The sequence below is a fragment of the Pandoraea pnomenusa genome (genome assembly GCF_000767615.3).
Classification (GTDB): domain Bacteria; phylum Pseudomonadota; class Gammaproteobacteria; order Burkholderiales; family Burkholderiaceae; genus Pandoraea; species Pandoraea pnomenusa.
Window position 1 is genome coordinate 1,592,142 of record NZ_CP009553.3, and the last position, 24,490, is coordinate 1,616,631.

General features: G+C 64.3%; 23 protein-coding genes and 1 pseudogene. 13 read left to right on the forward strand and 11 right to left on the reverse strand.

Going from position 1 to position 24,490, the window contains the following annotated elements; translation table 11 throughout:
• Nucleotides 1-165: 165 nt before the first annotated feature.
• Together LV28_RS31300 and LV28_RS31305 are read right to left on the reverse strand one after the other, a co-directional pair.
• Nucleotides 166-594, reverse strand: a complete 429-nt coding sequence (locus LV28_RS31300; RefSeq protein ID WP_023595008.1) for a VOC family protein — start codon at nucleotides 592-594, stop codon at nucleotides 166-168.
• A gap of 90 nt (nucleotides 595-684) precedes the next feature.
• Complete coding sequence (locus LV28_RS31305) at nucleotides 685-897, reverse strand: hypothetical protein (RefSeq protein ID WP_023595009.1); 213 nt, start codon at nucleotides 895-897, stop codon at nucleotides 685-687.
• A 108-nt stretch (nucleotides 898-1,005) separates the two neighbouring features.
• Between LV28_RS31305 and LV28_RS31310 the strand changes: the two genes are divergently transcribed.
• Nucleotides 1,006-1,656, forward strand: a complete 651-nt coding sequence (locus LV28_RS31310; RefSeq protein WP_023595010.1) for a TetR/AcrR family transcriptional regulator — start codon at nucleotides 1,006-1,008, stop codon at nucleotides 1,654-1,656.
• Nucleotides 1,657-1,806: 150 nt separating this feature from the next.
• On the opposite strand, the gene LV28_RS31315 is transcribed toward LV28_RS31310, so the two are convergent.
• Entirely contained in the window at nucleotides 1,807-2,712 is a 906-nt protein-coding gene (locus LV28_RS31315) for a LysR family transcriptional regulator (protein ID WP_023871895.1), read from the reverse strand.
• A gap of 240 nt (nucleotides 2,713-2,952) precedes the next feature.
• On the opposite strand from LV28_RS31315, the gene LV28_RS31320 reads away from it, so the two are divergent.
• A complete protein-coding gene (locus LV28_RS31320; protein WP_023595013.1) occupies nucleotides 2,953-3,711 on the forward strand; it encodes an SDR family NAD(P)-dependent oxidoreductase in 759 nt (252 codons plus the stop codon).
• Nucleotides 3,712-3,752: 41 nt separating this feature from the next.
• On the opposite strand, the gene LV28_RS31325 is transcribed toward LV28_RS31320, so the two are convergent.
• Nucleotides 3,753-4,712 carry a DMT family transporter gene (locus tag LV28_RS31325; protein ID WP_081326835.1) on the reverse strand — a complete coding sequence of 320 codons (960 nt, stop codon included), beginning with the start codon at nucleotides 4,710-4,712 and terminating at the stop codon, nucleotides 3,753-3,755.
• Nucleotides 4,705-5,211, reverse strand: coding sequence for an Lrp/AsnC family transcriptional regulator (locus tag LV28_RS31330; RefSeq protein WP_023595015.1), 507 nt, complete (start codon nucleotides 5,209-5,211; stop codon nucleotides 4,705-4,707). Before LV28_RS31330 ends, LV28_RS31325 begins: the two co-directional genes overlap by 8 nt.
• A 310-nt stretch (nucleotides 5,212-5,521) precedes the next feature.
• Here LV28_RS31330 and LV28_RS31335 point away from each other — a divergent pair, with 310 nt between their 5' ends.
• The 3 genes from LV28_RS31335 to LV28_RS31345 all read left to right on the forward strand — a co-directional run bounded on the left by LV28_RS31335 (nucleotide 5,522) and on the right by LV28_RS31345 (nucleotide 9,361).
• Nucleotides 5,522-7,747, forward strand: coding sequence for a TonB-dependent siderophore receptor (locus LV28_RS31335; RefSeq protein WP_080685342.1), 2,226 nt, complete (start codon nucleotides 5,522-5,524; stop codon nucleotides 7,745-7,747).
• A gap of 192 nt (nucleotides 7,748-7,939) precedes the next feature.
• On the forward strand, nucleotides 7,940-8,524 hold the full coding sequence (locus LV28_RS31340; RefSeq protein WP_023871892.1) for a TetR/AcrR family transcriptional regulator: 585 nt from the start codon (nucleotides 7,940-7,942) through the stop codon (nucleotides 8,522-8,524).
• Between the two features lie 411 nt (nucleotides 8,525-8,935).
• Nucleotides 8,936-9,361: an organic hydroperoxide resistance protein gene (locus LV28_RS31345; protein ID WP_023595018.1), complete on the forward strand. Its 426-nt coding sequence runs from the start codon at nucleotides 8,936-8,938 to the stop codon at nucleotides 9,359-9,361.
• Nucleotides 9,362-9,437: 76 nt separating this feature from the next.
• Here the strand turns inward: LV28_RS31345 and LV28_RS31350 are convergent, their stop codons facing one another.
• The gene (locus LV28_RS31350; RefSeq protein WP_080685338.1) at nucleotides 9,438-10,106 is read right to left on the reverse strand and encodes a DUF1439 domain-containing protein; all 669 of its coding nucleotides are present in this window, start codon (nucleotides 10,104-10,106) and stop codon (nucleotides 9,438-9,440) included.
• Nucleotides 10,107-10,240: 134 nt separating this feature from the next.
• Nucleotides 10,241-10,444: a SlyX family protein gene (locus tag LV28_RS31355; protein WP_023871891.1), complete on the reverse strand. Its 204-nt coding sequence runs from the start codon at nucleotides 10,442-10,444 to the stop codon at nucleotides 10,241-10,243.
• 85 nt (nucleotides 10,445-10,529) lie between these two features.
• Between LV28_RS31355 and LV28_RS31360 the strand changes: the two genes are divergently transcribed.
• Nucleotides 10,530-10,847 carry a YnfA family protein gene (locus LV28_RS31360; RefSeq protein ID WP_023871890.1) on the forward strand — a complete coding sequence of 106 codons (318 nt, stop codon included), beginning with the start codon at nucleotides 10,530-10,532 and terminating at the stop codon, nucleotides 10,845-10,847.
• 111 nt (nucleotides 10,848-10,958) lie between these two features.
• On the opposite strand, the gene LV28_RS31365 is transcribed toward LV28_RS31360, so the two are convergent.
• Nucleotides 10,959-11,630 carry a helix-turn-helix transcriptional regulator gene (locus LV28_RS31365; RefSeq protein ID WP_038618272.1) on the reverse strand — a complete coding sequence of 224 codons (672 nt, stop codon included), beginning with the start codon at nucleotides 11,628-11,630 and terminating at the stop codon, nucleotides 10,959-10,961.
• 65 nt (nucleotides 11,631-11,695) lie between these two features.
• Here LV28_RS31365 and LV28_RS31370 point away from each other — a divergent pair, with 65 nt between their 5' ends.
• Together LV28_RS31370 and LV28_RS31375 are read left to right on the forward strand one after the other, a co-directional pair.
• Nucleotides 11,696-13,168, forward strand: a complete 1,473-nt coding sequence (locus LV28_RS31370) for an MFS transporter (RefSeq protein WP_025250499.1) — start codon at nucleotides 11,696-11,698, stop codon at nucleotides 13,166-13,168.
• A 17-nt stretch (nucleotides 13,169-13,185) separates the two neighbouring features.
• Nucleotides 13,186-14,118 (forward strand): annotated as a pseudogene (locus tag LV28_RS31375) (LysR family transcriptional regulator); the annotation flags it as partial.
• Nucleotides 14,119-14,168: 50 nt separating this feature from the next.
• On the opposite strand, the gene LV28_RS31380 reads toward LV28_RS31375, so the two are convergent.
• Nucleotides 14,169-15,692, reverse strand: a complete 1,524-nt coding sequence (locus tag LV28_RS31380; RefSeq protein WP_224785333.1) for a sensor domain-containing diguanylate cyclase — start codon at nucleotides 15,690-15,692, stop codon at nucleotides 14,169-14,171.
• Between the two features lie 215 nt (nucleotides 15,693-15,907).
• Entirely contained in the window at nucleotides 15,908-16,372 is a 465-nt protein-coding gene (locus LV28_RS31385) for an Lrp/AsnC family transcriptional regulator (protein ID WP_023595026.1), read from the reverse strand.
• A gap of 268 nt (nucleotides 16,373-16,640) precedes the next feature.
• On the opposite strand from LV28_RS31385, the gene LV28_RS31390 reads away from it, so the two are divergent.
• The 5 genes from LV28_RS31390 to LV28_RS31410 all read left to right on the forward strand — a co-directional run bounded on the left by LV28_RS31390 (nucleotide 16,641) and on the right by LV28_RS31410 (nucleotide 21,833).
• Complete coding sequence (locus LV28_RS31390) at nucleotides 16,641-17,270, forward strand: LysE family translocator (protein ID WP_023595027.1); 630 nt, start codon at nucleotides 16,641-16,643, stop codon at nucleotides 17,268-17,270.
• Between the two features lie 511 nt (nucleotides 17,271-17,781).
• Entirely contained in the window at nucleotides 17,782-18,843 is a 1,062-nt protein-coding gene (gene cyoA / locus LV28_RS31395) for a ubiquinol oxidase subunit II (RefSeq protein WP_025250502.1), read from the forward strand.
• A 15-nt stretch (nucleotides 18,844-18,858) separates the two neighbouring features.
• Nucleotides 18,859-20,838: a cytochrome o ubiquinol oxidase subunit I gene (gene cyoB, locus LV28_RS31400; RefSeq protein WP_023871884.1), complete on the forward strand. Its 1,980-nt coding sequence runs from the start codon at nucleotides 18,859-18,861 to the stop codon at nucleotides 20,836-20,838.
• A gap of 2 nt (nucleotides 20,839-20,840) precedes the next feature.
• A complete protein-coding gene (locus tag LV28_RS31405) occupies nucleotides 20,841-21,467 on the forward strand; it encodes a cytochrome o ubiquinol oxidase subunit III (RefSeq protein ID WP_023871883.1) in 627 nt (208 codons plus the stop codon).
• Nucleotides 21,468-21,833, forward strand: coding sequence for a cytochrome o ubiquinol oxidase subunit IV (locus tag LV28_RS31410; protein ID WP_023595031.1), 366 nt, complete (start codon nucleotides 21,468-21,470; stop codon nucleotides 21,831-21,833).
• A 672-nt stretch (nucleotides 21,834-22,505) separates the two neighbouring features.
• On the opposite strand, the gene LV28_RS31415 is transcribed toward LV28_RS31410, so the two are convergent.
• Nucleotides 22,506-24,290, reverse strand: a complete 1,785-nt coding sequence (locus LV28_RS31415; RefSeq protein WP_023595032.1) for a peptidoglycan D,D-transpeptidase FtsI family protein — start codon at nucleotides 24,288-24,290, stop codon at nucleotides 22,506-22,508.
• Nucleotides 24,291-24,490: the final 200 nt, after the last annotated feature.

A 24,490-nucleotide genomic window follows, 5' to 3' on the forward strand; every position in this document is an offset into this window, starting at 1 on the left:
CATTCTGCCCGGGCCCGGGCCCGGGTGCCGGGCGCGGCGTGGGCGAGCGCCGCGGCGACGCACGTGCGCGCCGCCGGGGTTCGCGTTCGGGAGCGAAGCGCGCGCGAATCGGGGGCGCCGTGGTCGCCGCGCGCCCCCGACTCGTGGCTTCAGGCGGTCATGCCTTCAGCCCTTGGGCATCTCCTTCGGCACGATCACCATCCAGTTCATCCCGAACTTGTCCTTGACCATGCCGAACGACGTGGCAAAGAACGTCTCGCCGAGCGGCATGTTGACCTCGCCGCCGTCGGCCAGGGCGTTGAACGCCTTCTCGGCGGCGCTCGCCTCGGTGAAGTCGACCGACAGCGAGAAGCCGTCGAACTTGGGCTTGCCGCTCACCATGCCGTCCGAGGCCATCACCATCGTGTCGCCGATGTGGAACTCGCCGTGCATGATCTTCTCATCGCTGCCCGGCGGCAGCATGCCTTCGGGGCAGCGCTCGGGACTCTCGCCGTAGCGCATCATCATGCCGCGCTTCGCGCCCAGTGACTTCTCGTAAAACGTAATCGCCTCTTCGCAACGACCTTCGAAAAACAGATAGGAATGGACTTGCATGGAGCGCTCCTCGTGATGTCCGGAAAAGCGGGGGCGGACCAGCCGGCGGCTGGTGAACGCCCGCGCAGGGGAATGCAGCAGCGATGCGTGCTACAGGCGGAAATACGACTTCGACGACTTCAATGACTTCAATGACTTCGCGTTGTGATGCTCCTCGGGCGGCACCGCGTCGAGCGTCGCGAGCGCCGGGGAGTCATGTCCGGGACGCGTGCCAGCTTTCCCCGTGCGCATTGCATCCAGCCATGCGGTGTGGAATGCACGAATGGCAGCGTTGTCGCCGTGTTGGGAATACGTCTCAACCATAGTGCCTCCGCGTGAAAAGCGTGGATGTCGATGCAATGCAACTTGTCTTTGTGGACAGTGTACACAAACAATAGCAGACATAATGGACACTGTCCACAAGGGGTAGTCATGACAGAACAAGAGACGGTCACGGGGCCAGCACGCACGACTTACCGCCACGGCGACCTGCGCCGGGCGTTGCTGGATGCCGGTATCGCGCTGGCGCGCGACGGCGGACCGGACGCTGTGATCCTACGCGAGGCGACGCGTCGTGCCGGGGTGGTTCCCAATGCGGCGTACCGGCACTTCGCGAATCGGCAGGCGTTGCTCGATGCGGTGCGCGCGGCGTCGCTCGCGGCGCTGGCCGTGGGCATCGAGCGGGAAATCGCGGCGCTCGACGCGCCGTTGCAAGACACCGTGGCGCATGCGCGGGCGGTGCTGCGTGCGGTCGGCATCGGCTATCTGCATTTCGCGAGGGCGCAACCGGGCCTGTTTCGCACCGCGTTCGCGCCATCGGAGAATGTGCGCTCCGCCGGCGGGCCGGAGAAGGCGGGGGCGAGCGGCCTGAATCCGTTCGAGCTGCTCGGGGCGGCGCTCGACGGCATGGTGGCCGCCGGGATCATCGACGCCGGGCAGCGTCCCGGTGCGGAGTATCTGGCCTGGGCGGCGGTGCACGGACTGGCGGTGCTCGTCATCGACGGCCCACTGCGCGATCTTCCCGACGATCAGGTCGACGGACTGGGCCAACGGCTCGTGGCGATGGTCGAGAAGGGGTTGTAACGATCCGTCGTGGCCCAACTGCGGCTCGCGGCATTGCCGTGACCTCGCCGACAATCCCCGTCAAGGATTGACGAGGGTGTTGCATGGGTGTCGGGAGGGTGTCGGGAGGGCGCGGCGAAGCCGTCGCGAGGAGCGTGATGGGCGGGGGGATCAGGGTGAGGTCAGCCGTGGCGTGAGCAAATCGGCCAGCCAGTTCATGAAGGCCTGCGCGCGGCGAGGCAGATGCCTGCGATTCGCGTACAGCAGGGTCACCGCCAGCGGCTCGGCCTGAAACTCGGGCAATACCTCCTGCAAGGCGCCATCGGCCAGTAGTGCGCGTACACCGCTTTCCGGCGCCTGGATCAGTCCCAGGCCGGCGAGGCACGCGGCCTGATAGGCGTCGGCATTGTTCACCGTGAGCACGCCTTCCATCGGCCACTGCGCATAACGTTCGCCGTCGAAATACTCCCAGCCGGCCGGGCGCGTGCCCAGCGTGGTCGTGTAGTGAATCAGCCGATGCGCGCCGAGATCGTCGAGCGTGCGGGGCACGCCGAAGCGCTCGAGATACGCGGGACTCGCCACGTTGACCTGGCGCATGCGCCCGAGCGGCCGGGCGATCAACGTGGAATCGGCCACGGCGCCGACACGCAGCACGCAGTCGAACCCCTCGCGCACGAGATCGACGCGGCGGTCGGTGCTCGACAGCTCGATGCGCAGTGCGGGATGTTGCGCCAGAAAAGTCGGCAACTGCGGGATGACGGTCGTGCGTGCCAGCGTCGCCGGCAGGTCCACGCGCAGGCGTCCCGTGAGCGCCTGGCCGCGCGCGACGAACATCGTCTCCCATTCCTCCATGTCGGCGAGCAGGTCCTTGCATCGCTCGACACACGCCTGACCGTCCTGGGTGAGTTGCACGCGACGCGTGGTGCGATGCAGCAGTCGCGTGCCGAGCTTCGTCTCGAGCTGCTTGATCGCATTGGACACGCTCGCACGCGGCAGGCCAAGACTGTCCGCAGCCTGGGTGAAACTGCCCGTTTCCGTGACGCGCACGAAGATGCGCATGGCGTCGAGTTGATGCATGGGAGGCGGTGATTGTTATCCGAATTTGATCAGTGTAATTAAATTCAGCAGGTTTATTGGTGAAATTCGTTGCAATAGCATGTTGAACGTACCGCGGCATCCGAAGCCCATTGCTGCAACGGCGGACGCAAATCTGGCGACAGGTCCGTCGAAGGCAAAGGCATCGGAAAGCGAAGGCCGTCGGCATTGTTCAACCGGGCGTTGCGAGCGTGCAGCGTCCACGTTTTCAGGAGCCTCACCATGACCCGCAAGATTGTTCTCATCACCGGTGGCAGCCGCGGCCTGGGCCGCGCATCGGCGCTCGCCGCCGCGCGTCGCGGCATCGACGTCATCCTGACCTATCGCAGCGCACGTGCCGAAGCCGATGCCGTGGTCGCCGAGATTGCAACGCTGGGTGCGAACGCCGTCGCCCTGCCGCTGGACGTGTCGGACGCGTCGCAGTTCGCCCCGTTTGCCGCGCAGGTCGGGCGTGTGCTGCGCGAGGTCTGGCAGCGCGACACGTTTGATTTCCTGCTCAACAACGCCGGTACGGGTTTGCATCGGGCGTTCAGCGAGACGACCGAAGCGCAGTTCGACGAACTGGTGCGCCTGCATTTGAAGGGGCCGTATTTCCTCACGCAAACGCTACTGCCGCGGATCGCCGACGGTGGGCGGATCCTGAACGTCTCCAGCGGGCTTGCCCGCTTTTCGCTGCCGGGGGCGTCGGCCTACGCGATGATGAAGGGCGGCATTGAAGTGTTCTCGCGTTATCTGGCAAAGGAGTTGGGCGCGCGCGGCATTCGTGCCAACACGATCGCGCCGGGCGCCATTGCCACGGACTTCAACGGCGGTACCGTGCGCGACAATCAGGGCGTCAATCAGATGATCGCGGCCAATACGGCGCTCGGACGCGTGGGGGAAGCCGACGACATCGGCGGCATGGTGGCGGCGTTGCTCGCGGACGAGACCGGCTGGATCAACGCGCAGCGCATCGAGGCGTCGGGCGGCATGTTCGTGTAATGCAAACGATGTCGGCGCTGGCGGCCGCGCGGGTTCACGGATCAGTGTGCGATGCGGCGTGAGCGCATCGATCCGGACCAGGCGACCGCGCCGACAATGCACACGCCGCCCACCGCCATCCTGAGCGTGGGCGACGTGCCGAACAGCACCCATGCGAAAGCGATTGCGTAGACGGGTTCGAGCGCGATGACCACCGCCGCCTGACTGGCCTTGACCGTGCGCAGCGCGTGAATGAACAGCGTATACGCGAGGGCGGTGCACGCCACGCCCAGGCAGGCGAGCCATCCCCATTGCACGGCCGGCAGGACGAGCGCTTCGCGCCACGCAAACGGTCCGAGCACCAGCACGATACCCAGGCATTGCCACCAGCTCGCCTGCAACGGCGAGGCCCGCGCGCCGAGTACACGGTTCGACAGCGCGATGACGGCATAGATGGCGCCAGACAGCACGCCCCATGCGAGTCCCACGGTCGCCCCGGCCCGCCAGTCGAAGGCCGGCGTGACGAGCGCGAGTCCGACGCAGACCAGTGCGATCACGCCTGCGTCGCCCAACGTGGGACGCTCCCGGCGCAATGGCCACTCGAGCAGGATCGCAAATGCCGGGAAACAGGCGAAACCGAGCGTGCCGACGGCCACGCCTGCCGCCTTGATGGCAAGAAAGAAGGCGAGCCAGTGCGCCGCGAGCAGCACGCCGGCCACGATGAGCCTTGCTGCGGCACCCGCCGAGACACCTTGCCAGGGAGCGCCGCCCGCCAATCGCGCGGCGCCACGCATGCCGGCGAGCCCCACGAGAGCGATGGCGCTCAACGCGAGCCAGGAAAAGAGTCCGCGCCCGAAGACGATCAGCGTGCTGCTGGCGGCGATGTGCTCCCCGAACAGTGCGGACGCGCCGAACAGCATGGCGGCGGCATGCAGTGCGACTTGCGGACCGGCCCCGCCACGCGGGTGCGGCGAGGCTTGCGCGGCGTCGAGGGGTTTTGCCGCGCGGCCGCCCTCAGGCATCGCCCGACTTTTCGGATTTGGCGGAAGCGTCGGTGGTATCGGGCACCGGGATGGCCGTGGTGTACATGACCTGCTTGAGCGCGAAGCTGGAGCGAATGTTGCGGATGCCGGGAATGCGCGAGAGACGGTCGGTGATGAGGGTTTCGTAGGCGCTCATGTCGCTCACCATGACCCGCAGGAGGTAGTCGGCGTCACCGGACATCAGGTAACACTCCATGACGTTCGGCAAGGCCGTGACGGCGGCCTCGAAGGCGTCGAGGCCATCGCGATTCTGATTCTCGAGGGTGACGTGAATGAACACGTTGATGTGCAGCCCGAGTTTGGACGGATCGAGCAGCGTGACGCGCTGCCGGATGTAGCCCGCCGCTTCGAGGGCCTTCACGCGCGCGAGACAGGGCGAGGGCGAGAGGTTGACCCGCGAGGCGAGTTCAACGTTGGTCAGGCGGGCGTCGGCTTGCAGTTCCCGCAGAATCTTCAGATCAATGGCGTCGAGTTCCATACCACTTGTTCCATACCACTTGGCGCGCGCGCCCCGGATGAGGGACGGCGTTCCATTCAATAAGCCGCTCGGTTGGCGACAGTGCCGCAATACTAGCCTATTTGTTCCGGGCCCCGCGCGCGATATCACGCGAGCCCGCATGTCACCCGTGTAAGGATCGGAAATGTTGTATTTCCGTGTTGTTGCCGTCAATGGCTGACAACATTTGTTGACGCGGCGCCGAGGTTTGCTAATATCCCGAAACTTAAATGAGAACGTTAACGATTCTCATTAAAAATAAAGATTTCGACAGTCACACGGGAATTCAAGCATGTCTTTTGTTCACGCCCCTCGGACGTTGCGCGCCGCGCGCAACGCCGCAGCACCGGTTACGCATTGCACGCCATTGGCTCGTCCGGCGCCCCGCAGCGCATTGGCGCCACTGGCACTGGCCACGTTGCTGAGCTTTGCCGTTGTTCCGGCCTTCGGACAGACGCCGGGTACCGTCGGCAATGCCGACGCGAGCTCGGCCGACACCGCCTCGCAGGCGACGCTCAAGGCCACGACGGTGACGAGTTCGGCGCTGCGCGAGACGCCGCAGAATCTCAAACAGCCGGTGCAGGCCGGCGCGCTCGGTTCGCGCAGCCAGCTCGACACGCCGTATTCGACCACCGTCGTGAGCCAGGAGCAGCTCGAACAGCGCCAGCCTGCCAAGCTCGGCGACGTGTTCGTGACCGACGCGTCGGTGACTGACGGCAGCAACGCCTTCGACGCCTGGGCCGGCTACATCTTCGTGCGCGGCATGCCCATCGACTGGCAGTCCGGCTTCAAGCTCGACGGCCTGCCGGTGATGACCTACGGCGTGACCATGCCGTACGAACAGTTCGATCGCGTGGAACTGCTCAAGGGGCTGTCCGGCTTCATGTACGGTTTCGTCGCTCCGGGCGGGGTAGTGAACTACGTGACGAAGAAGCCGACCGACGAGCGTATCGCGAGCGTCGACGTGGGCTTTCATTCCGAAGGCATCTGGCGTGAGCATGTGGATCTCGGCGGCCGCGCGGGACCGAACGACATGTTCGGTGCGCGTTTGAACTACACGCATGAAGAGGGGCGGACGTACACCGACGGCAACCTCAATCGCGACACCGTTTCGGTCGCGCTCGACGCGCGCATCACCCGCGATCTCACATGGAACTTCGGCGCGATGTATCAGGATCGGCGCGCCACGGGCACGTCCCCCTCGCTCTCGACGTACAACTTCTCCGGCACGCAATTGCCTGGTCCCGTCAATGTGTCCAATGCGAATCTGCAAACGCAGGCCACGCATCTGAACACGATCACGCAGTTCTACACGACCGGTCTCCAATACCAGATCAATCCGGATTGGAAGGTCTCGGCGAACTACGCGTACAACAAGTCGACGCGCGATCGCAACGAAGCCACGCTGTATCTGCTCAATGGCGCGGGCGACTTCAGCGGCCAGAACGATCTGGGCGACGAAAACAATACGTTCCGCGCCTGGCAGGTCACGGCCGAAGGCAAGGTGCGCACCGGCCCGTTCACCCATCAGTTGACGTTCGGCCTCGCCTCGCAGTATCAGACCAACGACTACGCCTATCTCTACAGCCCGAGCTATACGGGCAATCTGTACCAGGGCACGTCATACCAGTATTACGGCGACGGCACGACGCTCAAGGCGCAACGCTCCAGCGCCATCGAGCAGCGCTCGGTGTTCGCGTCGGACACCGTGCAACTGACCGAGCGCTGGTCGGTGCTCGCGGGCGGCCGCTTCACGAATTACAACCAGACGAACGCGCAGGGCGTGTCGACCTACTCGACCAACGGCGTGTTCACGCCGACGCTCGCCGCCATGTACAAGCTCGCGCCGAACACCACCGCGTATGTCAGCTACGTCGAAGCGCTGGAGGCAGGAGAAGTGGTCGGTTCGACCTACGCGAACGCCGGGGCGGTGCTCAACCCATTCAAGAGCCGCCAGTACGAACTCGGCGTGAAGACCGAGCAGTCGACGTGGAGCACGACGGCGTCGATCTTCCGCATCGAGCGCGGCGCCGTCTATACCAACAGCGCCAACGCGCGCGTGGCCGACGGTCAGTCGATCTACCAGGGGATCGAGATCGCGGGCTCGGTGAAGCTCGGACCGCAGTGGACGCTCGGCGCGAGCGCCATGGCACTCGATGCCTGGTACGCGCGCACGGCCAATGGCTTCGACGGCAATCGCGTCGGCGGCGCACCGCGCTTCGTGCTCTCGGGCAACGTCGAGTACAAGATTCCGTACGTGCCTGGCCTGTCGGTCGGTGGCGACATTCGCTACAACGGGCGCACGTCGCTCAATCCGCAGAACTCGCTCACGGTGTCGGGTTACACGCTCATCAACCTCGGTGCGACGTATCGCACACGCGTGGCCGGCAAGGATGTGACGCTGCGCGCCGCGGTGAGCAACCTGACCAATCGCCAGTATTGGGAGTACCAATACGACAATTACATCAAGCCGGCCGACCCGCGCATGATCAGCCTGAACGCGAAGATCGACTTCTGAGGGTGCTGCGTCGCGCCGGTATGGGCGACGCACGACCGACGGAATCTTCCTGGCAACAGCGGCCCGCGGGGCCGCTGTTGCGGATTCGTGGGTGCCGGGCGGACGAAGGCTATGACGACCATCGAAAATTTCAATCGACCCGGCATATCGAAATGCTTGACTATCTACCTATCGATAGATAAAGTTCGTTTCATGAACCGCACGACGACACCGACCGCTGCACCGACCGTGAGAGAGCAATTGCTCGATCACGCGCAGACGTTCCTGATGACGCGAGGCTACAACGGCTTCAGCTACCGGGATCTGGCCGAGCGTGTCGGGGTGAAGACATCGAGCATCCACTATTACTTCCCCACCAAGGAAGATTTGGTACTCGAAGCGGTGAAGGCGTATGACGCGGCGATCGCGCAGGACGTAGCGGGCATCGACGAGGCGTTGCCGGCGCAGCGCAAGCTGAGCCTGTACGCGCAGGGTTTCGGCCGTATCGTGGCCGACGGTCATCGGATCTGCCTGTGCGGCATGTTGGCCGCCGACATCGAAACGTTGCCGGAGACGGTGCGCAACGCGGTCCAGCGCTTCTTCGCATTTCATGAATCATGGCTGGCGCGCGTGTTGGCGGATGGCGTGGCGCAGGGAACAGTGACGCTCACGTCGTCACCCGAAGCGACGGCGCGGGCGTTGTTTGCCGGATTCCAGGGCAGCGTGATGGCCTCCCGGCTGTTTCGGGCGCCGTCGAGGCTGGAGGATGTGGTGGCGTCGGTCTGTGGTGTTGGTTGATGCCACGACACCGTCGGAGCGCGTGACAACGGCGCCATGAGGCGGGAGTCCATCTCCCCTATTTTTGTGATTTGATATCTATCTACTGATAGATAAATTTGTGTGATCGAAGGAATCGGGACGCGTTTCGGCGACAGGCCGATGGGGCGTCACGATGCGGGTGCCGGAGGTGCATCAGGATCGTCGACGGTGTTTGCGTGCGGCGCGGACGCGGCCAGCGACCGGGCGTGTGCGGCACATCGGTACCGTCGACGCGGGAACACACGCGTGCGAAACGCGTCATGACGTGGGTTCGACGCGCGTTTGTATGTCAGGTTGGATCGTTCGGCCGGCAGAGGTTGCCGCGATGGCACGTCAGGCCGCTGCGATCGAAGTTTGGAAGTGAAATTTTCTACTTACCAGGAGTTCGTCATGTCGATCGAAAAAGTGCTGTACACCGCTCATGCCACCGCTACCGGAGGCCGTGACGGCCGCGCCGTCTCCTCGGACGGCGTGCTCGACGTCAAGCTTGTGGTGCCCAAGGAAATGGGCGGCCCGGGCGTTGGCGGCACCAACCCGGAACAACTTTTCGCCGCGGGCTATTCGGCCTGCTTTCTCGGCGCGCTGAAGTTCGTCGCCGGCAAGGAAAAGATCGCGTTGCCGGCCGAGACCAAGATCGACGGCAGCGTCGGCATCGGCCAGATCCCGACCGGTTTCGGCATCCAGGCGGAGCTCAAGATCAGCGTTCCGGGCGTGGACCGCAAGGTCGTGGAAGACCTCGTGCAGAAGGCGCACATCGTGTGCCCGTACTCGAACGCCACGCGCGGTAACATCGACGTGACGCTGACGGTGGTCTGAGGTTGGCGGCCCACGGGGCCGTCGATTGCGGTAAAGGAAAAAGGGCAGCCGGTTGGCTGCCCTTTTTGCTTTGCGTCTATTGGGTCTTGACTTCGACCTTGATGCCGTCGGGCAGCACCGTGATGGCGCCCGGTTCGACGTCGCGTCCGCCGTAGCGCAATTGCTCCGGCCTGAAGGTATAGATCGGATACTGATCGAGGACCTGCTGCGCGACGGTGCCGCCGATCGCGGTCAATTGCTGGCCGTAGGCGGGTGGCATGCCGTTCACGTCGACCCGCTCGACGCTCGGATGGTCGAGCAGCACGGCGCGTCGGACAGGGTCGTATTTCAGTGCGCTCGAGATCGCCAGCGTGCCCTGGAGCGGCTGGCCTTGCAGCAGGATGTTCTTCAGTTGCGCGTCGACCTGCGTGTTGACGCGGTTGGCCTGCGGATTGAAGCCGATCTGCGGATGCGTCAGCTCGACGGTGAGCAGTTGGCCGTAGTTGAGCGTGGTCGGGAATCGCTTGTCGACGGCGCTCTCGATGTCCTTGCGCGTCATGGTGTATTCGCCGGTCCAGATGTTGTAACCGGCATCGGCTCGTTGCATGCGCGACGCGAGCGCCAGGCCGAGCAGGCCGGCGAGCCCGATGCGCAAGACTTCGCGACGCGACGCCGTGAGTTGTTCGGCCTCGACCGGGGACGTAGCCCGCGCCAACCAGGGCGATGGAAGCGAGCGGGGGAGCGAAGGCGGGCGGCGGGTGGTCATGTGGCGAAGGTCTGGGAGACGGAGACGGGGACGGGGACGGGCGGGGCGCGGCGGTGCCTGAGTCGTCGATAGCGATATGACTCGCGCGGCGGCGAATCGTTCGGCCTGCGCGAGCGCGCCGCCTGTCGGGCCGATCAGTAATGCGGTGGGATTTCGTGGCGCGGGTTGCCGTCGTTGCCGCCCGGGCCTTGCGAGAGCATCTGTTGGTAAAGGGCCTTGAACTGCTTCTGCAGCAGGTCGATTTGCTGCTCCTGCCGTGTCACGATGCCGTTGAGCGTTTCGAGCAGGTCTTCCTGAAACGCCGTCTTGATTTCGAGTTCGACGATGCGGGCTTCCAGCGATTCCATGAACTTCTCCGTTGAAGGCGGCATTGTAGGCCATTGTGCGGTGACGCATGGCCGGCGCGCCCGGCATAATCGCGTCATGAAAACCTTTGCGCTGTATGTCGTCACCGCGGTGGCGGAAATCGTGGGCTGCTATCTGCCGTGGCTCTGGCTCAGGCAGGATCGCAGCGCATGGCTGCTGGTGCCGGGCGCGGCGTCGCTGGCGCTGTTCGCCTGGCTGCTGACGCTGCATCCCGCCGCGGCCGGCCGCGTCTATGCGGCGTATGGCGGTGTCTACATCACCGTGGCGATCGTGTGGCTGTGGTGGGTGGACGGCGTGCGTCCGACCTCTTGGGACATGGCCGGGGTGACGGTGGCCCTGGTGGGCATGGGCCTCATCGCCTTCCAGCCGCGCTGAGCGCGGCTCACGGCACCCCATCCATCACACCGCTGTCGTACGCCCCGGATGCGCGCGTGCTGTTCCGCCAGCCTTCCCGCGAGCGCCCCGGTATTGACGCCCGCGACACGTTCACGGGGTTCGCACGCGGTACGTACATCGCTGCCCGCCCGCGAGGATGTGCGTCTCGCGAGAGACGGTGCCACGCTCGCCGATCAGTTCCTGAAACAACTCCAGCTCGGTGCGGCAAAAGCCCTGGCAGGTCTTGGCGGCGGCGCAGATCGGGCAGTGGTCCTCGATGAGCAGCCAGTCGTCGCCGTCACGCTCCACTCGCGCCATATAGCCCTCGGCCGACCGGATCTCCGCGAGCTTGTCGAGCCGCGCCTGCAGTCCCTTGAGCGGATCGACGGCCTGCTTGTAATGCAACCGCGTGTCCGCGGCGCGCTGGGTAATGAGCCGATCCAGCCCATCTTCGCCGAACAACTGACGGATCGATCCGATCAATTGGATCGTGAGATGCGAGTGGGCGTCGGGGAAGCGGGCATGCCCGGCTTCCGTGAGCATCCACGTCTGACGTGGGCGACCCGCGCCGCGTGAGGGCGTCGTCTGACCAACGAGCAGGCCGTCCGACACCAGCCGCTGCACCTGCTGGCGTGCAGCCTCGGCCGTGATCCCCAGCGCCGCGGCGACCTCCGCCGTCGACGCCGGCCCCTGCGTTTTCAACCAATGCAGGACGCGCTCGTGCCCGGCGCCGGTCGCCGATGGGACCGCCCTATTATCCAAGTGGTTATTTGTGTAATTCATGGTGCGGCATGTAATATCCAAGAACTTACTTGCATATTAGTCGCCCGAGGGGTGGCTGTCCATCCATGACAACGAACACGACGAATTCCGGGACGCCGGGCTGGCGGGATCTGTTGAGCGGCAACAACGGTTGGCGTTCGCTGGCGCTGGCCGGCGGGGTGGCGCTGCATGCCACCAATGTCTATGTGTCGACGACGGTGCTGCCGTCGATCGTTCGGGACATCGGCGGGCTCGACCTGTACGCGTGGAACACGACGCTTTTCGTGGTGGCGTCGATTCTCGGTTCGGTACTTGCCGCAACGTTGATGGCGACGTTCGGACCGCGCATCGCCTATGGGATGGCACTGCTCGGCTTCAGCGCGGGCACGATCCTGTGCGCGGCGGCGCCGACCATGCCGTGGATGCTTGCGGGCAGAACGCTGCAGGGTTTCGGTGGCGGCATTCTGCTCTCGCTCAGCTACGCCCTGATCCGCATTGTCTTTGTGCCGTCGTTGTGGTCGAGGGCGATGGGACTCATCTCGGGCATGTGGGGGGTGGCCACGCTTTGCGGCCCGGCGTTGGGCGGCATCTTCGCGCAGTTCGGGCATTGGCGCTGGGCCTTCTGGTCGCTGCTGCCGGTCGTCGTGGGCCTCGGACTCATCATTCGGGTGCAGGTGCCCGCCGGACGCGCCATGGCAGCCGGTGCGGCATCACCGCGCAGCGACGAGGCGCAGGTCATTCCGTGGTTCAAGGTCATCTTGCTGTGCGCGTCGGCGGTTGCGATCTCGCTCGGCGCGGTGGTTACCTCGCATCCGCTTGCCGCCGCGTGGATGGTTGCCGGACTGGCGCTGGTCGGATGGCTCGCGCACCGAGAGCGAAGTGCGCGACATGCGTTGCCGCGCCTGATGCCGACCGGCGCCTACTCGTTGCGCACGCGCCTGGGGGGCCTCTACGTGGCCATGGGCCTGCTCGGGCTGGCCATGACGAGCGAGATCTACATCCCGTATTTCCTTCAGACGATTCACGGGCAGACGCCGTTCGCGGCCGGCTACCTCGCCGCCCTCATGGCGGCGGGCTGGTCGGTCGGATCGATGACGAGTGCCGGGCGACAGGGCGATGCGGCCGAGCGGTGTGTGCGTCTCGGACCGGTGATCGTCGCGATCGGCATGTTCGCACTCGCCTGGTTGCTGCCGCAGCGCTCTCTCTTCGAGAGCACTGCGGGCGCGTTGAGCCTTGGGGCGGCGCTCTTCGGCGTCGGCATGGGCGTGGGCATCGGCTGGCCGCATCTGCTCACACGGGTGATGACCGCGGCACGTCCGGGCGAAGCACATCTCGCGTCCGCCTCGATCACCACGGTGCAGTTGTATTCGATGGCGCTGGGCTCGGCGCTCGCGGGACTGGTCGCCAATTCTGCCGGGCTCGCGGACGGTGCGCTCGAGGCCGCGCAGCGTGCGTCGGTCTGGCTGTTCGCACTCTTCGCGCTCGCGCCGGCTGGCGCGGCGATCGTTGCATGGCGTGGCAAGGCCGCCGCGCGCGTTTCGGGACAGGAGGCATCATGATCGATCGCATCACCGCCATGCGCACGTTCGTTCGCGTCGCAGAAGTGGGCAGTTTCACCAAGGCGGCGGCCTCGCTCGATCTGCCGCGCGCGACGGCGACCACGCAAGTGCAGCATCTCGAGCGCTGGTTCGGCGTGGCGTTGTTCACCCGCTCGACCCGGCGTGTGGCGCTCACGATGGAGGGCGCGGCCTACTACGAGCGGTGCGCCGCGATTCTCGCCGACGTGGAGGAAGTCGAATCGGGGTTGTTCGGCGCGCATGTGCAACTGCGCGGGCGGCTCGCGGTGGTGTTGCCGCCGGTGATCGCCCGTGAAGTGGTGATGCCGTCGCTCGCCGAATTCCAGTCGCGCCACCCGGGCCTGGAAATTGCACTGGATGCCACGCCGGCGCACGGCGACTGGCGCGGTGACGGCGTCGATTGCGGTGTGGTGCTGGGTGAGTTGCCCGATTCACGCCTCGTCGCTCGCCACCTGGGCGATTTGCCTCGCGTGACGTGCGCGAGCCGGCGCTATCTCGACGTGCATGGCACACCGGAAGACCTTGACGATCTCGCCATGCATACCTCGGTGAAGTGGCGCTCGGCGCCTGCCGAGTCGCTGACCGTGCCCGCCTCGCCGACGTCGACACCGGCCGCCGACGAGGCGGGCACGGCCGGCATGACGCTCGCGACGCCGACCACGCGATGCGGCGATCTCATGCTGATGGTCGGCTCGCGCGCCACGTGCGTGCGCACACGGGGGCAGCTGCACGTGGGCGACGAAGCCGCCTATCTTGCCGCGGGTCTCGAAGGGCTCGGGCTGATTCAGCCGACGGTGCTGGCGGCCGCGCCCTATCTCGCGTCGGGGCGTCTGGTGCCGGTCCTGCCGAATTGCCCGCCGCCTGCGCTACGCCTGTCCGCGGCGTATCCCGCGCAAAAGCGTGTGTCACCGCGCGTGAGGGCATTCGTCGACTGGCTCGCGCAGATCTGCGAGCCGTTGGGGCATGGCGGCCGTGGCGGGGCTCAGGCGTCGCCCCGGCCCGCCGAGCCAGGCGTGCCGGCGGAGCCGGGTGTGGCGGGCGTGGTGGGCGTGGTGGCGCTACCGCTGCCGGAAGGCAAGGCATCGAGCACGCGCCGTTCGTTCACGCTACCGGCGTAGTGATTGCGCTTCTCCTCATACATCAGCAGATCGGCGCGTTGAACAGTGGCTTCGAGTCGTTCGCCGGCTTCGCAGGTCGCCATTCCCATCGAGAACGAGAGCGGCGTGCCGGGATAGAAGGAGTTGTTGAGCTCGACGAGTTGCCGGATGCTCTCCATGACGGCCGCGCCGCCCGTGGCATCGGTCGACGGCAGTAGCAGCGCGAACTCGTCGCCACCGATGCGCGCGGCGATCTGCGGTGCCACGACCGCCTTGCCGAGCACTTCGCCCGCGCGGCGCAGCAGACCGTCGCCAGCGGCATGACCGAGTTGATCGTTGACAGCCTTCAGGCCGTTGAGGTCCGCCACGACGACCGTCACCGGATACGGTCCCTTGCGTTCGAGCCGGTTCAGTTCGTCGACATAGAACGAGCGGTTACGCAGCTTGGTCAGTACGTCGTGCTTGCCGAGGAACTCGAGATACGACTCGGCTTTCTTGCGCGCGGTGATGTCGGTCAGCGCGACGAGCACGAGATCCCACCGCGCCTCGTGTCCCGGGAGCACGGCGAATTGCAGGTGGACGTTGATCTCGTTGCCGTCGAGCGCGTAGTTGATGACTTCGCGTTGCTGAAAGAGTTTGTTCTCCCACAAGTCGATCAACTGCTCGCGGAAGTTGTGGCGCATGTCGTCGCGAAAGACGTCGGGCAGGCGAGCGAGCAGGGTGGCCTTGTCGGGCGCGACGAACATGGCGAGGGTGTGGCGGTTCACGTCGAGCACGTGGATCTCGGTCATGCATCGCTCGACGAACTCGGGGTGTACGTCGGTGAAGGTCCGGAAGTCGGTGATGCCACGCGAGCGGGCGTCGTCGAGCAGCAGCTTGATGGCGCTGAAGTCCTCCACCCATAGCGAGACCGGCGAATACTCGAACAAACCTCGTGCGTACTGTTCGCCCATCGTCACGCGCTCGCGGGCGTGTTCCAGTTCGGTGACATCCTCGAGCGAGATCAACACCCGCGCGAGCGTGGCTTCGTGGCCGGGCAGTACCGAGCCGTTGAGCAGCACGTCGAGCCGTCGGCCGTCGAGCGTGTAGTTGACGGTCTTGCTCGTGAATTGCGTGCGGCCGTCCCACAGTTGGCACAGCTCTTCGATGTGCGTCTTGAGCATGTCGTCGCGGAACACGCGCGGCAGGTTCGCCACCAGCGTGTCGAGCGACGGCGCGTTGAACATGCTCAGGGTGCGCCGGTTGACCTTGACGACGCGAATGCGCTGCGAACACGCCGACACGTGCCCCGGATCGGACTTGAAGTGCGCGCGCAGATCGGTCACGCCTTGCGCGCGCCATGTGTCGAACATCTGCTTCACGCCGCTGAAGTCTTCGAGCCAGAGCGAAACCGGCGCGAGGTCGAACATCAGGGCGTCGTCATTCGTCACGCCCGTGGCGCCTTGTGCGAGATTCGACGGGCTCGTCTGCGCGAGTTCGGTCGCAGCGCGCGAGGGCGCTTGAGGGGGTACGGCTGGCATGGCGTCCGGCATGTGGCACCTGGGAGTCTGGTCGCGCTTTATGGGATCTGATCAACTCGCCATTCTACGGGCAATCCGGGCCGTGCCACAGCGCGGGCGTCGGTCTACAGCAACGGTGCGCCGGTGTCGCGTTTGACTTCGCGCAGCGACAACATCGATTCGATCGACGAAACGCCGGGCAGGGCGCGCAACACATCGCGCGTGAACATTCCGTAGTCGTCGAGGTCGGTGGCGACGACGCCGAGCAGATAGTCGGCGCTGCCGGAGATGTTATGGCAGGACACAATACGATCGATCGCCTGCACCTCGCGCTCGAACTGCTCGGAGAGCGAACGATCGTGCACGGCGAAGCGTACGTGGACGAATGCCGTGACGCCCAGGCCCAGTGCGCGATACGAGAGTTCCGCCCGGTAGCCGGTAATGTATCCCTCGGCTTCGAGCCGCTTCAGGCGTCGCGCGCAGGGAGTCTCGGAGAGCGACACGCGCTCGGCGAGTCGCGCGTTGGAGATGCGGCCGTCGCGTTGCACGATGGCCAGGATCGCCCGATCGATGGCGTCGAGTTCGTTCATTGTGGGTATCCCGCTACGAAAAGCTGCTGCAAAGATGGCATTCCACCACGAACCGCGGCTTCCGGATAGTGTTGCCCTCGTCCGTATGGACTACGGCGAGTGGCGAGCTGGAACCCAGGGTGTCGGGGGATTCATCTATCGTTGATGATATGTTGGTGGTTATCGCCAATTATTTTGGTTTTTTGGCGTGAAAAACGCCATGTAATGCTCATGATTTGGCGGGATCATATCGCTATTCTCGATCGCACGGGTCGTCAGGGGAAAAGTCATGGTTTCGCTGCAGTTGCTCACCGTCTTCATTGGCGCGCTGGTGGTCGTCTACGCATTGCCGGGGCCCGACATGGCGCTTGTAATGCAAACGAGCATGACGCGCGGGGTGCGGCACGGACTGGCGACGGCGGGCGGGCTGGCCATGGCACGCGCAGGACACGTGACACTGTCCGCCTGCGGTGTGGCGGCGTTGCTGCGCGCGGCGCCGTGGCTGTTCGAGACGGTGCGTATCGTGGGGGCGATCTATCTCGCCTGGGTGGCGATCCAGATCTGGCGCTCGCCGGCTTTCGGCGTCGACGCCGTGGCGCTGTCGACCGATGCACCGCCCCCGCTCTCGCAAGCGGTGCGCCGGGGCGTGCTCTCCAGCGTGCTCAATCCCAAGGCACTGCTGTTCTGCTCGGTATTGCTGCCGCAGTTCGTGCGTGCGGAAGCGGGGCCTGTCTGGTCCCAGGTGCTCGAACTCGGCGTGCTGTTGCTGGTCGTTGGTGCGATTTTCGACGTCACGCTGGCATTTGGCGCCGCGCGCATCGCGCGTTGGCTGCGCACCCGCCCGCTTGCGCAAAAAGTGCAACGCTGGTCGTTCGGGGCGGCGCTCATGGCTTTTGCCGTGCGACTGTCGTTAGACTGAAAAGCCGGGCACAATACCTGCTCCCATCCCCAGCAGGTCCATGCGCACCAATGTGGTGCGTTTTCGCTGCGACACCGCAATTCAGGGTGCGACACAACGTCGCACCCGTTCAAATTCGCGAACCTTGCCCGATTGCTGCATTGCACAGCGTTTACCGCTAAAAAGGTGTCCATCTGCTTGGAAATCGTCGCGCGCGTACGCGTGAAGGTCGCGCGACACATTGTCGCGCCGGTGGGTGCGCGATGGGCGGCCTAATTAAACTTCGGCATAATGCCGCACCGTGATGGAAGTAAAAGACAAGAAGTCGGACAGTGACTTGAGGTCTGCGGGCGGCGATTTGCCCCGGTTCCCGTCTTTTCGATGACACAGTCGTCGTAGTTCAACCGGTGCAATACCGGCGTGACGACTGCTCCCGTCTCACCTTAACCCTTGCCAACCTCCTGCGACCCTGCATCAGGCCGGTAAGCCCGTGTTGTGCCGTTCGCTGGCCAACTCAACCCTGTCGTGTGACATGAAGAAACACAGAAACCCGCGATTGTTTAGGCTCCTCGCCTTGTGCTCGCCGCTGATTTTGGCCGGCTGCGACATGACGCTGCTCGACCCTAAAGGGCAGATCGGAGTAGAGAACAAGAACCTGATCCTCACGGCCACGTGGCTGATGCTGATCGTGGTGATTCCGGTCATCCTGATGACGCTGTGGTTCGCGTGGAAGTATCGCGCGACCAACAAGTCGGCGCGCTATGAGCCGAACTGGTCGCACTCGACGGCCATCGAGGTCGTGGTCTGGCTCGTGCCGATCATCATCATTGCGATCCTCGCGCGCATCACCTGGGTGTCCACCCACGAACTCGATCCGTACAAGCCGCTGGAAAGCGAAGTCAAGCCGATCACGGTCGAAGTGGTGTCGATGAACTACAAGTGGTTGTTCATCTACCCGGAGCAGGGCATTGCGTCGATCAACGAACTGGCTGTTCCTGTCGATACCCCGGTGAATTTCAAGATCACCTCGGAATCGATCATGAACTCGTTCTTCATTCCGCAGCTGGGTAGCATGGTCTACACCATGGCGGGCATGGAGACGAAGCTGCACCTGATCGCCAACCACGTCGGCGAGTACGACGGGATTTCGGCGAACTACAGCGGCGGCGGCTTCTCGGGCATGCGTTTCAAGACGCTGGCGATGACCGATGGCGACTTCCAGGCATGGGTGACGAAGGTGCGCGAGTCGAAGAAGGTGCTCGACAAGGGCACTTACGCCTCGCTGGTGCCGATGAGCGAGAACACGCCGGTCACGTATTACAGCTCGGTCGACGCGAACATGTTCCAGTCGATCGTGCACGCCCCGATGGCGTCGGGCATGGCGCAGCAGCAGGAAGGCCATGAGAACCACGGCGCCATGGACATGAAAGGCATGGACAAGAAGATGGAAATGAAGGGCGCAGGCACCGACGCCGCGACGGCTCCGGCCGCCGCTGCCAACGTGCAGAACGGCCAGTCGATGACCATGGCCATGGACAACGCCGGCGCGCATGCGATGCACGCCGGTGCGGCTGCGCACGCGCATAAGGAGTAAACAACAATGTCAACGCTGTTTGGCAAACTGACTCTCGAAGCCATCCCGTACCACGAGCCGATCATTGTCGGCGCGGTCGGCATGATGGTGCTTGGTGGGCTGGGCATCATTGCCCTGCTGACCTACTTCGGCAAGTGGAAGTACCTGTGGAACGAGTGGGTGACCTCGGTCGATCACAAGAAGATCGGTGTCATGTACGTGCTCGTGGCGCTCGTCATGTTGCTGCGCGGCTTTGCCGACGCCATGATGATGCGTACGCAGCTCGCGCTCGCGCACAACTCGCCCGGCATTCTCCCGCCGGATCACTACGACCAGATCTTCACCGCCCACGGCGTGATCATGATCTTCTTCGTGGCGATGCCTTTCATGACGGGGCTGGTGAACCTTGTGGTGCCGCTGCAGATCGGCGCGCGCGACGTGGCGTTCCCGTTCCTGAACACGCTGTCGTTCTGGTTGTTCGTGGCTGGCGCGGCGCTGGTCAACCTGTCGCTGGGCGTGGGTGAATTCGCGCGCACGGGCTGGTTGGCATATCCGCCGCTTTCGGGCATTCAGTACAGTCCGGGCGTGGGGGTGGATTACTACATCTGGGCCTTGCAGATCTCGGGTCTGGGGACGTTGCTCACCGGGGTGAACTTCGTCGTCACGATTCTGAAGATGCGTGCGCCGGGCATGAACCTGATGAAGATGCCGATCTTCACGTGGACTTCGCTGTGCACGATGGTGCTCGTTTGCGCTGCGTTCCCGGTGCTCACGGTGACCCTGGCGCTGCTGTCGCTGGACCGCTACCTCGACTTCCATTTCTTCACGAATGAGTTGGGCGGCAACCCGATGATGTACATCAACCTGATCTGGATCTGGGGTCACCCGGAGGTGTACATCCTGATCCTGCCGGCGTTCGGTATCTTCTCGGAGATCATCTCGACGTTCTCCGGCAAGAAGCTGTTCGGCTACAAGTCGATGGTGTACGCGACGGCCGCGATCATGGTGCTGTCGTTCCTCGTGTGGGCGCACCACTTCTTCACGATGGGCTCTGGCGCGAGCGTGAACGCCTTCTTCGGCATCGCGACGATGATCATCTCGATCCCGACCGGCGTGAAGATCTTCAACTGGCTGTTCACGATGTACCGTGGTCGCGTGCAGATGACCACGCCGGTGCTGTGGACGCTGGGCTTCATCGTCACGTTCGTGATCGGCGGCATGACGGGCGTGCTGCTGGCCGTGCCGGGCGCCGACTTCGTGCTGCACAACTCGCTGTTCCTGATTGCTCACTTCCACAACGTGATCATCGGCGGCGTGCTGTTCGGCTACATCGCCGGCATGAACTACTGGTTCCCGAAGGCGTTCGGCTTCAAGCTCGACGAGCGCCTGGGCAAGGCCAGCTTCTGGTGCTGGCTGATCGGCTTCTACCTCGCCTTCATGCCGCTGTACGTACTGGGCCTGATGGGCATGACCCGTCGCCTGAACCACTACAGCAATCCGGAATGGCAACCCTGGCTGATCGCCGCGCTGATCGGTGCCCTGTTCATCGCTGCCGGTATCGGCTTCCAGGTGCTGCAACTGGTTGTCTCGATCAAGAACCGCAAGGCACTGGCCGACACCACGGGCGACCCCTGGAATGGCCGTACGCTGGAGTGGATGACCTCGTCGCCGCCGCAGTTCTACAACTTTGCCGAAGAGCCGCGCGTGCACGACGTCGACGAGCTGGCCTATCGCAAGGAACACGGCATCAAGGGCGATCTGAAGACGAGCTACGCTCCGATTCACATGCCGAAGAACACGGGCGCCGGCTTCATCATCAGCGCGTTCTCGCTGGTGTTCGGTTTCGCTGCCATCTGGCACATCTGGTGGCTGGCCATCGTTGGCTTCGTGGGCATGATCGTGACGTTCATCTGCCGCAGCAATAACGATTCGATCGACTACTACGTGCAGTCGCCGGAAGTGGTGGCCATCGAAACGGCCCACCATCAGGCACTGGCCGCAGCAGCAAAGGCTTAATCATGACGAGCGAAGTTCTCAAACACTCTGGCGCGCATGCCGATGCGCATGCGCATGACCACGCGCACCACGACACCGGGGGCAACACCATCTTCGGTTTCTGGGTGTACCTGATGACCGACCTGGTGCTGTTCGCGGGCCTGTTCGCCACCTTCGCGGTGCAGCGCAGCGCCACGGCGGGCGGCCCGACGGGCCATGAACTGTTCGACCTGAAGTTCGTGCTGGTCGAAACGTTCATCCTGCTGTTCTCGTCGATCACCTACGGCTTCGCCATGGTGGGCCTGCACAACGGCAAGAAGGGCGCCGTGCAGGGCTGGCTGGCGATCACGTGGCTGCTGGGCGCGGGCTTTATCGCGATGGAACTGTACGAGTTCCACCACCTGATCCTCGAAGGCGCGGGCCCGAACCGCAGCGGTTTCCTCTCGGCCTTCTTCGCACTGGTGGGCACCCACGGTCTGCACGTGGCCTCGGGCCTGCTGTGGATGGCCGTGCTGATGTTCCAGATCGGCAAGAAGGGCCTGACCGCGACCAACACCACGCGTCTGCAGTGCCTCTCGCTGTTCTGGCACTTTCTGGACGTGGTCTGGATCGGCGTGTTTACGGTCGTGTACCTGATGGGAGCCATGTAAATGAGCAATAGCAACTCGGTGCAGTCGCACGGCCACGAGGCTGGCCACAACGCCGCCGGCGGCAGCCACGGCAGCGTGAAGTCGTACCTGATCGGCTTCGTGCTCGCAGTGATCCTCACTGTGGTGCCGTTCAAGCTGGTCATGGACGGCACGATGCCGCCGTCGACGGTGCTGCCGCTGATTCTCGGCGCAGCCCTCGTGCAGATCATCGTCCACCTCGTCTACTTCCTGCACATGGACCGCTCGTCGGAACAACGCTGGAACGTGATGGCCTTTGCGTTCACGATCCTCATCGTGGCCATCGTGCTCGTCGGCTCGCTGTGGATCATGCACAACGCCAACTCGCTGATGATGCCGGGGATGTAAGTCTTCCCCGGGCTTGCCTGCAGTTCCGGTAAGCGAAAAGGCAGCCTCGGGACGCTCCGGGCTGCCTTTTTTTATTGCGCTTTTGCGGTGGGTTGCGCTTGTTGAGGTGTCTCGGTATGCAAAAAAGGCAGTTCGAATCGTCGAACTGCCTTTTTTGCTCACACGCTCCCTGTTCGTCGACACCGCCCGGGCATTCCCCCTTAACGTCCTCCCCATCCCCCGTACCCGCGGCGCTTGGCGGCACCCTGACTGCGCTCCACCTTAAAGTCGCTCCGTCAGGGCACCGCCAAGCGCCGCTCACGCATCCTCGACCTCACAGTCCCCCACATGAATCCACCGCAAGCGGGCGCGCCCCGCCCCCGGTGTCGTCGCATCGCTAACGTTGACACATCGGATCGGGGGCCGCCCGCGGTGCGACTTAACAAGCAATGGAGTGCCGCGGGCGGCCCCCGATCCGATCCACCGCTGAGGTGAGAACCGGGGACGGCGGAAATTGAACAACTCGACTTGATTTACCGCTGAGGTGAGAACCGGGGAGGGCGGAAATTGAACGACTTGACTTGATTTACCACTGAGGTGCGAACCGGGGAGGGCGGGGCCATCACGACTCGATCCCCATCGACCACCGGGATCGGCGCCGGAAGGCACGCAGTGCGCCTCCCGGACGGTCACTCAACCGTGCGCGCCTTTGTCGTCCGGCGGCGAGTCGGATGTCGGCGCCGCCAGGATCACGCCGGGTCGCACCGGAAGGTCCGGCCGAATCCCCAGTAGTGGCAACGCCTGCGACGCAATCTCCGCAAACGCCGGCCCGGCTGCCTGTCCGCCAAAGTGTTGCGATGCCTTTGGTTCGTCGACCGACACCGCAATCACCAGGCGCGGCGCCGACAAGGGCGCAATCCCGACGAACGATGCGCGGTATTTCGAATGGTCGTAACCATGGGCGCCGGCCTTGTAGGCCGTCCCGGTCTTGCCGCCAATGCTGTACCCCGCCACCTGCGCCGTGGTGGCGGTGCCGCCGGTGTCGACCACGCCCGCCAGCATCTTGCGCATCTCGGCGGCCGTGCGGGCGTCGATCACGCGCACGCCCTCGGGCTGCACCGGTGTATCGGGCTTGATGATCGAGATGGGAACGAGCACGCCGTCGTTGGCGAAGATGGTGTACGCGCGCGCCAATTGGAAGAGAGACGCGGAAATGCCATAGCCGTACGCCATCGTGGCCTGTTCGATCCGACGCCATGATTTGTACGGACGCAACCGGCCCGACACGGCCCCCGGAAACCCCAGCTTCGGCTGCTGACCCAGGCCGATCTCGGTGAACATGTCCCACATCTCCTCGGCCCGCAGCATGGTCGACACTTTGGTCATGCCGATGTTGCTGGACTTCTGGATCACGCCCGCGGCTGTCAGCACGCCGTTCGCACTGTCGTCGCTGATGGTCGCCCCCTCGAAGACGTAACGCCCCGGCCCCGTGTCGATCAGGGTCGACGGCGTGAGGCGATGCAGATCGAGCGCCAGCGCCATGGTGAAGGGCTTGAGAATGGAGCCGGGCTCGAAGACGTCGGTGAACACGCGGTTGCGCAACTGCTCGCCGGTGAGATGCTCGCGGTCGTTGGGGTTGTAGGTCGGCAAGTTGGCCAGCGCCAGCACCTGACCCGACTTGGCATCGATCACCACCGCCATCGCGGCCTTCGCGCCGGTGCGGTCCAGCGCATTCTTGAGTGCCTCGTACGCGATGTATTGCACCCGGGTGTCGAGCGTCAGGCGGATGTCCTTGCCATCGCGCGGCGGGCTGGAGTCGTCGAGATCCTGGATGGTTCGGCCGATACGGTCTTTGATGACGCGCCGAACCCCGGCAGTGCCTTCGAGTAACGACTCTTCGCCCAGCTCCATGCCTTCCTGGCCCTTGTCCTCGACGTTGGTGAAGCCCACGACGTGCGCCGCCACTTCGCCTTCGGGATAGAAGCGCTTGTATTCGCTGCTTTCGTAGACGCCCGGGATGCCCAGCGCTTCGACCTGCTTGCCGATCTCGGGCGAGACCTGACGCTTCACGTAGACGAACTTCTTCTCGCCGATGAGTTTGGTGCGCAACTCCTTGGGCGGAATGTCGAGCAACTTGCTTGCCTTGCGGATGTCGCTGTCGGACAGGTCGTCCGGCACTTCGGCGGGCACCGCCCAGACAGTGCGCATCGGCAGGCTGGTTGCCAGCACGCGTCCGTCGCGATCTTCGATCTTGCCGCGCACGGCGGGCATCACGATGGTGTGCTCGTAGCGCTTTTCGCCCTGCGCGATGTAGAACCCGTTGCCCGGGCCGGCAATCCAGAACGCCCGCACGACCAAACCAATGAACGCCAGGGTGATGCCGATGACGACGAGTTTGGAGCGCCACAGCGATGTGCGCGATTGCAATACCGGACTGGAGGCGAACGTGACGTCCTTGGGCTGGCGATTCTTTTGCATGGCGCTCGCGGGGCGTTGAGAGGCGTGAACAGCACTGAGCCGGTGGCAAACCCTGGCTCGAATTCTAGGCGAGATAGCGTAGCACGCAAGTGACTGTTGCAATAGCGCAAAAGCCCCGTCGGACGGGGCTTTCAGGGTATATTTCGATGCGGATGCGCGGCATTTCCATCAGGGTCTCGACAGGTGAAACCGAGCATGCT

What these genes read in the sequence shown, in the direction of transcription:
- LV28_RS31350 (WP_080685338.1), bottom strand. Translation starts at nt 10,106, where the DNA reads ATGACCACCCGCCGCCCGCCTTCGCTCCCCCGCTCGCTTCCATCGCCC.
- LV28_RS31345 (WP_023595018.1), top strand. Translation starts at nt 8,936, where the DNA reads ATGTCGATCGAAAAAGTGCTGTACACCGCTCATGCCACCGCTACCGGA.
- LV28_RS31365 (WP_038618272.1), bottom strand. Translation starts at nt 11,630, where the DNA reads ATGAATTACACAAATAACCACTTGGATAATAGGGCGGTCCCATCGGCG.
- LV28_RS31335 (WP_080685342.1), top strand. Translation starts at nt 5,522, where the DNA reads ATGTCTTTTGTTCACGCCCCTCGGACGTTGCGCGCCGCGCGCAACGCC.
- LV28_RS31315 (WP_023871895.1), bottom strand. Translation starts at nt 2,712, where the DNA reads ATGCATCAACTCGACGCCATGCGCATCTTCGTGCGCGTCACGGAAACG.
- LV28_RS31300 (WP_023595008.1), bottom strand. Translation starts at nt 594, where the DNA reads ATGCAAGTCCATTCCTATCTGTTTTTCGAAGGTCGTTGCGAAGAGGCG.
- LV28_RS31360 (WP_023871890.1), top strand. Translation starts at nt 10,530, where the DNA reads ATGAAAACCTTTGCGCTGTATGTCGTCACCGCGGTGGCGGAAATCGTG.
- LV28_RS31305 (WP_023595009.1), bottom strand. Translation starts at nt 897, where the DNA reads ATGGTTGAGACGTATTCCCAACACGGCGACAACGCTGCCATTCGTGCA.
- LV28_RS31380 (WP_224785333.1), bottom strand. Translation starts at nt 15,692, where the DNA reads ATGTTCGACCTCGCGCCGGTTTCGCTCTGGCTCGAAGACTTCAGCGGC.
- LV28_RS31320 (WP_023595013.1), top strand. Translation starts at nt 2,953, where the DNA reads ATGACCCGCAAGATTGTTCTCATCACCGGTGGCAGCCGCGGCCTGGGC.
- LV28_RS31390 (WP_023595027.1), top strand. Translation starts at nt 16,641, where the DNA reads ATGGTTTCGCTGCAGTTGCTCACCGTCTTCATTGGCGCGCTGGTGGTC.
- LV28_RS31405 (WP_023871883.1), top strand. Translation starts at nt 20,841, where the DNA reads ATGACGAGCGAAGTTCTCAAACACTCTGGCGCGCATGCCGATGCGCAT.
- LV28_RS31415 (WP_023595032.1), bottom strand. Translation starts at nt 24,290, where the DNA reads ATGCAAAAGAATCGCCAGCCCAAGGACGTCACGTTCGCCTCCAGTCCG.
- LV28_RS31370 (WP_025250499.1), top strand. Translation starts at nt 11,696, where the DNA reads ATGACAACGAACACGACGAATTCCGGGACGCCGGGCTGGCGGGATCTG.
- LV28_RS31410 (WP_023595031.1), top strand. Translation starts at nt 21,468, where the DNA reads ATGAGCAATAGCAACTCGGTGCAGTCGCACGGCCACGAGGCTGGCCAC.
- LV28_RS31340 (WP_023871892.1), top strand. Translation starts at nt 7,940, where the DNA reads ATGAACCGCACGACGACACCGACCGCTGCACCGACCGTGAGAGAGCAA.
- cyoA (WP_025250502.1), top strand. Translation starts at nt 17,782, where the DNA reads ATGAAGAAACACAGAAACCCGCGATTGTTTAGGCTCCTCGCCTTGTGC.
- LV28_RS31385 (WP_023595026.1), bottom strand. Translation starts at nt 16,372, where the DNA reads ATGAACGAACTCGACGCCATCGATCGGGCGATCCTGGCCATCGTGCAA.
- LV28_RS31330 (WP_023595015.1), bottom strand. Translation starts at nt 5,211, where the DNA reads ATGGAACTCGACGCCATTGATCTGAAGATTCTGCGGGAACTGCAAGCC.
- LV28_RS31310 (WP_023595010.1), top strand. Translation starts at nt 1,006, where the DNA reads ATGACAGAACAAGAGACGGTCACGGGGCCAGCACGCACGACTTACCGC.
- LV28_RS31325 (WP_081326835.1), bottom strand. Translation starts at nt 4,712, where the DNA reads ATGCCTGAGGGCGGCCGCGCGGCAAAACCCCTCGACGCCGCGCAAGCC.